Here is a 5,937-nt window from a genome sequence, read left to right as displayed (position 1 = left end):
GACGGCCTTCTCCGGCGACAGGTCGCCCGGCAGGCCTTCGGCCATCTTCGCGAGCGTTTCCATCGCGAGGTACGGGTGCACGGCTTCCGCGCCGTAGCCCGCGAGCAGCGCGAAGTGGTGCGTTTCACGCGCGGAGCCCGTCTCGACGACGAGGCCCGTGCTCGTGCGCAGCCCTTGCTGGACGAGGTGCGTGTGGATCGCCGACGTGGCGAGCAGCGCCGGAATCGCGACGTGCTCGGCGTCGGTCTTGCGGTCCGACACGATCAGCATGTTGTAGCCCGACTTCACCGCGTCGACGGCTTCCGCGCACAGCGACGCGAGGCGCGCCTCGATGCCTTCCTTGCCCCACGCGACCGGGTAGCAGATGTTCAGCTCGTACGCGCTGAACTTGCCGCCCGTGTACTGGTCGATCGCGCGGATCTTCGCGATGTCCTTGAAGTCGAGCACCGGCTGCGACACTTCGAGCCGCATCGGCGGGTTGATGTTGTTCGTGTCGAGCAGGTTCGGCTTCGGGCCGATGAACGACACGAGCGACATCACCATGTTCTCGCGGATCGGGTCGATCGGCGGGTTCGTGACCTGCGCGAACAGCTGCTTGAAGTAGTGATAGAGCGTCTTGTTCTTGTTCGACATCACCGCGAGCGGCGAGTCGTTGCCCATCGAACCGACGGCTTCCTCGCCCTGCTGCGCCATCGGCGCCATCAGGAACTTCAGGTCTTCCTGCGTGTAGCCGAACGCCTGCTGGCGGTCGAGCAGCGCGGCGCCCTGCGTGCGGCCGGCCGCGACTTCCTCGGCCTTCGGCTCGATCTCGTCGAGCTTGATGCGCACCGCGTCGATCCAGCTCTTGTACGGCTTCGCGTTCGCGAGGTTGTCCTTCAGTTCCTTGTCGTCGATGATGCGGCCGTGTTCCATGTCGATCAGGAACATCTTGCCCGGCTGCAGGCGCCACTTCTTGACGATCTTCGATTCGGGGATCGGCAGCGTGCCGGCTTCCGACGCCATGATGACGAGGTCGTCGTCGGTCACGATGTAGCGCGCCGGGCGCAGGCCGTTACGGTCGAGCGTCGCGCCGATCTGGCGACCGTCGGTGAACGCGATCGCGGCCGGGCCGTCCCACGGTTCCATCATCGCGGCGTGGTATTCGTAGAACGCGCGGCGGTTCTCGTCCATCAGCGTGTGCTGTTCCCATGCTTCCGGGATCATCATCATCACCGCATGCACGAGCGGGTAGCCGGCCATCACCAGCAGTTCGAGACAGTTGTCGAACGATGCGGTATCCGACTGGCCCGGATAGATCAGCGGCCACAGCTTCGGCAGGTCGTCGGCGAGCACGTGCGATGCGATCGCGCCGGTACGTGCGTTCAGCCAGTTCACGTTGCCCTTCACGGTGTTGATCTCGCCGTTGTGCGCGATCATCCGGTACGGGTGAGCCAGCTCCCACGCCGGGAACGTGTTGGTCGAGAAGCGCTGGTGCACGAGCGCGAGCGCCGACACGACGCGCGGGTCCTGCAGGTCGCGGTAGTACACGCCGACCTGGCCCGCCAGCAGCAGTCCCTTGTAGACGATCGTGCGCGCCGACATCGACGGCACGAAGTATTCCTTGCCGTGCTTGAGCTTCAGCGCCTGGATGCGGTGGCTCGCCGTCTTGCGGATCACGTACAGCTTCCGCTCGAGCGCGTCCGTCACCATGATGTCCTTGCCGCGGCCGATGAAGATCTGGCGGATCAGCGGCTCGCTCGCCTTGACCGTCGGCGAGATCGGCATCGCATGGTCGACCGGCACGTCGCGCCAGCCCAGCACGACCTGGCCTTCGGCCTTCACCGTACGCTCGAGCTCCTGCTCGCACGCGAGACGCGATGCGTTTTCCTTCGGCAGGAAGATCATCCCCACCCCGTACTCGCCGGCCGGCGGCAGGTCCACGCCCTGCTTCGCCATTTCCTCGCGATAGAACGCGTCCGGAATCTGGATCAGGATGCCCGCGCCGTCGCCCATCAGCGGATCGGCGCCAACCGCGCCGCGGTGATCGAGGTTCTCGAGGATCTTCAGGCCTTGCTGAATGATCTCGTGGCTCTTCTTGCCCTTGATGTGAGCGACGAAGCCGACGCCGCAGGCGTCGTGTTCGTTTTGCGGGTCGTACAGACCTTGTGCGGCGGGCACCGCGGCGAGCGGCTGCTGGTGGTCGTTCATGGGGACACCGTCGTAAAGGGGGCCTGGAGGCCGTTGAACCGTTTTCTTGTTGCCGTCGAGCCCGCTCCCGACGGGAGACGGCACGGCCGACAGTGGTTGGGCAGGCTTCGCCCGGACCACCGGAATTCGGAATATACGCGACGAATCAAGGGAATAGCAACAAAAACCGTTTGATCGAACCCCAATTAACCAGATTCCTTGATCTGGTGCCGTTTTATTGGGGCCGTATCGTTTTGGTGCAAAAAGAAGCGGCGCCCGCAGCGCCGCTTCTGGCCCGCCTTTCCGGCATTACTGCTGGATCGGCGGCGTGTTCTCGCGCACCTTTCTGGGGCGTCCGCGCGGCAGCGGCGAAACGCGCCGGTTCGCGGTGCGCGCCGCCCACTCGCGGTAATTCTCGCCGCCGAGCACCCAGCCCTTCAGCGTCGCCTGCTGCAGCTGGTCGGCCTGCCGCTCGTCGAGCGGCTGCTCGCACAGCTCCTTGTACGCACGCTGGCGGTCAAACGGCGTGTTGCCGAGCGCCCAGTAGAGCGGATGGTCGGTGATCAGGCTGTCGACGGTGAGCCCGACGTGATGCCGGTAGCTCGACCAGCGATAGGCCTCGGGCGTCGCGACGAGCTGCGCACGCACCGGGCTCATCTCGACCACGCGGCTCGCGAGCAGGAAATAGCGCTCGCCTTCGATCACCGTCGCGCGATAGCGGCCTTCCCACAGCGTGCCGCGGCGCGAATAGCGCCGGTTGAAATGCGCGACGTAGCGACGGCCGACGGCCTGCATCGCCTTCGGCAGGCTGGCCTCGTCGCTGGGCGTCACGAGCAGTTGCACCTGGCGCGGCAGCAGCACGTAGGCATGCACCGACAGGTGATGATCGCGTGCGGCGGCCTTCAGGCAATCGATGAAGAGTTCGTAGTCCTGGTCGTCGACGAACGCGGGTTGCTGATCCAGGCCGCGCAGTATCACGTGCTGCGGCTGGTCGGGAACGTAGAGTCGTGCTAACCGTGCCATGCTGAATGTCCGTTTGAACGCGTTAGGAAATACCCGGAGGTCCGAAAGTGCGCACCTGCGTAGAATGCCTGTCCCTGCGGCGCGCGTAAGCGTACGGTCGTGCGAATCCTAGGGAGAAAACTCTAACTTACGAGCTTGTTTGGTTTTAAACGCAGTCGTCATAATGAGCACGCCTTTGATCGGAGGAGACACAATGAAACGAAAACTGGCCATTACGGGGGCCGCAGCGCTCGCATTCACGTTCGCGGGCGGTACGGCACATGCACAATCCGCAGGTGATTTCTACGTCAGCACCGGCTGGCTGCACCTTTCGCCGCAGGACAGCAGTGACCCGCTGTTCGTCTACCGCGTAGGCGGCACGCCCATCAATCAATCGATTCCCAACACCGGCGCCGGCATCAACGACGCCGACACGCTGGGGCTCGCAGCAGGCTACTTCGTCACCGACCATATCTCCACCGAGCTCGTGATGGGGATCCCGCCGAAGTTCGACATCACCGGCAAGGGTCAGTTCGACAGATTCGGCGTACTCGGCCGTGCATACCAGTGGAGCCCTGCCGTCCTGCTTCGCTACCACTTCAACGACGCCAATGCGAAGTTCCGTCCGTATGTCGGCGTCGGTGCGACGTACGTCTGGTTCACCGGCGCCAAGATCACCAACAGTGCGTTCGAGAACGGCGTGCTCGGCGGCCCGACCAGCGCGACGACCAGCAACCAGTGGGCGCCCGTGCTCAACGCCGGCTTCACGTACAACTTCACGAAACACTGGTTCGCAGGCCTGTCACTGTCGTACATCCCGGTCAGCGTGACCGCGACGTTCACGACGGCCCGCCGGACGCCGGTCGGGACGCTGACGGAAACGTCGAAGGCCCACATCTCGCTGAACCCGATCGTCACGTACCTGAACCTCGGCTACCGCTTCTAAGCGTAGTCGAATATTTGGGGAATGGTTAATCCTGCTGCAATTTGTAGCGGATTTTTCCTGGCGTAACGTCTCCACGATGCAAAACGCCCCGGCGCTCAGCGCGCCGGGGCGTCGTTTTTTCGCGTCAGGCACGGTCCGGGCGACGGTTTTTTACCGGACGCGGACGCGGCCATCGCCGCTAGACGACGTCGATGTCGTCCAGCGCGTCGGGTGCGATCAGGTCGATGCGGTCCGTGCAGACGGCATCGACACCCCAGCGCGCGAGTTCGCGTGCCCGTTCGAGGTCGTTCACCGTGTAAACCAGGATGCGCAAGCCGGCCGCCTTGATCGCGCGCACCAGCGATTCGTCGAGCCGAGTGTGGTCTGCATGCAACGATACGCAGTCGAGCGCATCGATGACCTGCGCATGCCAGTCGTCCGGCACGACTTCGTAGAGCATCCCGCGCGGCAACGCCGGCACCGTCGCACGCGCCTGTTGCAGCGCCTCGAACGAGAACGACGACAGCAACGGCGCAACGGCGGCATCGCGCCAGTACGCAGCCGCGTCGGCCGCCACGCGCTGCCCGGTTTCGCGCTCGCGCCCCGGGCACGGCTTGATCTCGACGTTCGCGGCCAGCCCGTGCGCGAGGCAGCGCGCCGCCGCCGCCTCGAGCGTCGGCATCCGTTCGCCCGCGAAGCGCGCATCGCGCCACGCGCCCGCGTCGAGCGCGGCCAGCGCCGCATAACGCATGCCCGCCGCCGCTCCGTGGCCGTTCGAGGTCCGGTCGACCGTATCGTCATGCAGCAGGAACGTCACGTCGTCGGCCGACAGTTTCGCGTCGAATTCGACCATCCGGTGCCCGCGCCGCGCGCCCTCGTCGAGCGCGGCCAGCGTGTTCTCCGGTGCGAGCGTGCCGCCGCCGCGATGGGCGACGACACGCGGATAGGGCCAGTCGATACGGGTGATCATCGTCGGTCTCTCGGCGAATGCAGCGGTTTCAGCCGGCGCGCTTGCCGGATTCGGGATCGAAGAAATGCAGCCGGTGCGCGGGCAGCGCGGCCGCCAGCGCCGTACCGCGCGCGGGGCGGTCCGCGTGCGGCAGGCGCACCGCGATGTCGTGATCGCCCCAGCGGCCGTGCGCGAGATTGTCCGCGCCGAGCAGCTCGCACGAATCGACCGGCAGCGTCGCCTGCGCGACGCCCGGCTGCGGCGTCATGTGTTCGGGACGCACGCCGAGCACCCAGTCGCGCCCGGTGGCGATCTCGCGGCCGATGCCCGGCGCGCCGGCCACCGGCAGCGCGGGGCCGCCGCCGGCGACCGTGAAGCTCGCGCCGTCTTCCGACAGCCGGCCGTGCATCAGGTTCATCGCCGGCGAGCCGATGAAGCCCGCGACGAACACCGTCGCCGGCTTCTCGTACACGTCGACCGGCGCACCGATCTGCTCCGCGTAGCCGCGATTCATCACGATCACCCGTTGCGCGAGCGTCATCGCTTCGATCTGGTCGTGCGTCACGTACACGCTGGTCGTCGCGAGCCGCGCATGCAGCCGCTGGATCTCGAGCCGCATCTGCACGCGCAGCTTCGCGTCGAGGTTCGACAACGGCTCGTCGAACAGGAACACCGACGGCTCGCGCACGATCGCGCGCCCCATCGCGACGCGCTGCCGCTGGCCGCCCGACAGTTCACGCGGGCGCCGCGCGAGCAGCGGCTCGAGCTCGAGGATCTTCGCGGCCGCGGCCACCCTTGAATCGATCGTCGCGCGCTCGATCCCGCGGATCTTCAGCCCGTAACCCATGTTCTGCGCGACCGTCATGTGCGGGTACAGCGCATAGTTCTGGAACAC

Annotated in this window: 5 protein-coding genes; 1 reads left to right on the top strand and 4 read right to left on the bottom strand. The window is 66.0% G+C overall.

The window, feature by feature from the left end; all coding sequences use genetic code 11:
• Together JMF90_RS20510 and JMF90_RS20505 are read right to left on the bottom strand one after the other, a co-directional pair.
• A partial coding sequence (locus JMF90_RS20510; RefSeq protein WP_305790754.1) for a glutamate synthase central domain-containing protein occupies positions 1–2,187 on the bottom strand: 2,187 nt, incomplete at its 3' end.
• A gap of 288 nt (positions 2,188–2,475) precedes the next feature.
• Positions 2,476–3,189, bottom strand: coding sequence for a transposase (locus tag JMF90_RS20505; protein WP_006477151.1), 714 nt, complete (start codon positions 3,187–3,189; stop codon positions 2,476–2,478).
• Positions 3,190–3,382: 193 nt separating this feature from the next.
• Here JMF90_RS20505 and JMF90_RS20500 point away from each other — a divergent pair, with 193 nt between their 5' ends.
• Positions 3,383–4,114, top strand: coding sequence for an OmpW family protein (locus tag JMF90_RS20500; protein WP_011546624.1), 732 nt, complete (start codon positions 3,383–3,385; stop codon positions 4,112–4,114).
• 178 nt (positions 4,115–4,292) lie between these two features.
• Here the strand turns inward: JMF90_RS20500 and ugpQ are convergent, their stop codons facing one another.
• The gene (ugpQ, locus tag JMF90_RS20495; protein ID WP_006477153.1) at positions 4,293–5,063 is read right to left on the bottom strand and encodes a glycerophosphodiester phosphodiesterase; all 771 of its coding nucleotides are present in this window, start codon (positions 5,061–5,063) and stop codon (positions 4,293–4,295) included.
• Positions 5,064–5,091: 28 nt separating this feature from the next.
• Positions 5,092–5,937, bottom strand: an 846-nt coding sequence (locus JMF90_RS20490; protein WP_201325369.1) for an ATP-binding cassette domain-containing protein, incomplete at its 5' end; no start/stop codon positions are given.

It is taken from the genome of Burkholderia sp. E168m23 (genome assembly GCF_016586125.1).
In the GTDB taxonomy this organism is placed as follows: domain Bacteria; phylum Pseudomonadota; class Gammaproteobacteria; order Burkholderiales; family Burkholderiaceae; genus Burkholderia; species Burkholderia orbicola.
The sequence above is the reverse complement of the archived record's forward strand: the minus strand, read 5'-3'. Positions and strand labels throughout refer to the sequence as shown.

Excerpts from the sequence above, each read along its gene's own strand:
- JMF90_RS20505 (WP_006477151.1), bottom strand. The coding sequence starts at position 3,189 with ATGGCACGGTTAGCACGACTCTACGTTCCCGACCAGCCGCAGCACGTG.
- JMF90_RS20500 (WP_011546624.1), top strand. The coding sequence starts at position 3,383 with ATGAAACGAAAACTGGCCATTACGGGGGCCGCAGCGCTCGCATTCACG.
- ugpQ (WP_006477153.1), bottom strand. The coding sequence starts at position 5,063 with ATGATCACCCGTATCGACTGGCCCTATCCGCGTGTCGTCGCCCATCGC.